Origin of the sequence: Acinetobacter sp. YH12105, assembly GCF_013419095.1 — a bacterium.
GTDB lineage: Bacteria > Pseudomonadota > Gammaproteobacteria > Pseudomonadales > Moraxellaceae > Acinetobacter > Acinetobacter pseudolwoffii.
Map to the genome: position 1 here is coordinate 1 of NZ_VPAU01000048.1, position 1,481 is coordinate 1,481.

1 protein-coding gene is annotated in these 1,481 nt (G+C 44.1%); it reads right to left on the reverse strand.

Annotation, left to right across the window (positions count from 1 at the left end; all coding sequences use genetic code 11):
• Positions 1–54: 54 nt before the first annotated feature.
• Positions 55–1,389 carry an ISNCY family transposase gene (locus FTU44_RS15025; RefSeq protein ID WP_180051314.1) on the reverse strand — a complete coding sequence of 445 codons (1,335 nt, stop codon included), beginning with the start codon at positions 1,387–1,389 and terminating at the stop codon, positions 55–57.
• Between the last annotated feature and the right edge of the window lie 92 nt (positions 1,390–1,481).

Sequence of the window (1,481 nt, forward strand, 5' to 3'; positions counted from 1 at the left end):
TGTTATTCACCAATTAAAATGTCTATGCGATAAACCATTTAAAATGTCCTGTTTTTAACCACAAGAGTCAAGCACAGGATTTAAATTTCTTTGTCCAATAACAGCTTTCTGAGCTTTACGGCTCGGCATACTTTTCTTGGCACGGGAACGTTTATTCTGTTTCTCCAATTCTTCATGTTGTTGCTGGATATGCGCCAGGACTGAACCTAACCGTTTATTCTCAACAATCTCATTTTGCTGCAGCCCAGCCAATTTATTGAAGATGCTGTAGTTGAGCTTTCGTCCTTCATGCATGAGGGCCACAGTGCCATCCGGATACTCCAGAAATGAAATGTATTGCCCAGCAAGCTTATGATTCAGCTCTGTCGGTTCAAGCAGATAAATACATTTGTCATAGGTAATCGTCAGGTTCTTGGTGACCTTACGCGGTTCCTGCCAGGTAAAAATATCATCCAGTTCAAGATCAGATTCGGTTAATGGTCGATGCAGGTTCTTTGAGTTTCGCGCACATTTGGCGAACTTCTGATTGAACTGCTCAATAAAGCAGGGCAACCAGGCATTTGCTTCTGCAATCGAACAGATGCCTTCCAGGCGCATCTCCTTGATCAAACGGTCCTGAAGGGTTCTATTCGCTCGCTCTACGCGACCTTTGGCCTGGGGTGAATTGGCGAAGATAATATCAATGTTTAACTCATTCAGAATCCGCCCAAATTGCGTGATCTGGCTGTCTTGCCTGGATTTCTGGTTGACTCTAAATACCGAGTGTTTATCGCTATAAAAGGCCAAGGGCTTGCCGTATTGCTCAATGTAGGCTCGGGTTGAAAGCATATAGTCAAAGGTCGTTTCAGCCTCACAAAAGCGTAGATGCAACAGCTTGCCGGTAGCATCATCGATATACACCAATAAACAGCACTTAGCAGCGCGTCCTTCGAACCAGTCATGATATGAGCCATCAATCTGGATCAGCTCACCGAAGCAATCACGGTTATAGCGTGGCTGGTATGGGCGTTTTAGACGTTTGGATCGCGGAATCCAAAGGTCATTTGCAGTCATCCAGCGCCGAACCGTTTCTACCGGGATATTCAGGTCAAATATGCTGCTGAGCTTCTCATGGGCCAAGGTAGGTCCAAATCCCAGCAGATGTTCAGAAATAATGGAAAGACATTGCGATTTTAATAAATCGTCATGGCGACGATGGCCAGGTTGACCACGGCTGGCATGCGCCATACCTGAAACACCATCTTGATTGAGCTTCTGCAATAACCGGGTAATTTGACGGGTTGAAAGATTAAGGATTTCAGCAGCACGGACTTGTGTAATACGATGATCTCGAACGTCTTGCAGAACAGCAAGACGTTGAATTTCTTTGTCAGACATAGTGATCAGCATCTATATTTCATATCCAGTCCATGATGTTTAAACCATCATAAACTAGACATTTTTATTGGTGAGAATATAGACATTTTGAATGGTGAGTAACA

Excerpts from the sequence above, each read along its gene's own strand:
- FTU44_RS15025 (WP_180051314.1), bottom strand. The coding sequence starts at position 1,389 with ATGCTGATCACTATGTCTGACAAAGAAATTCAACGTCTTGCTGTTCTG.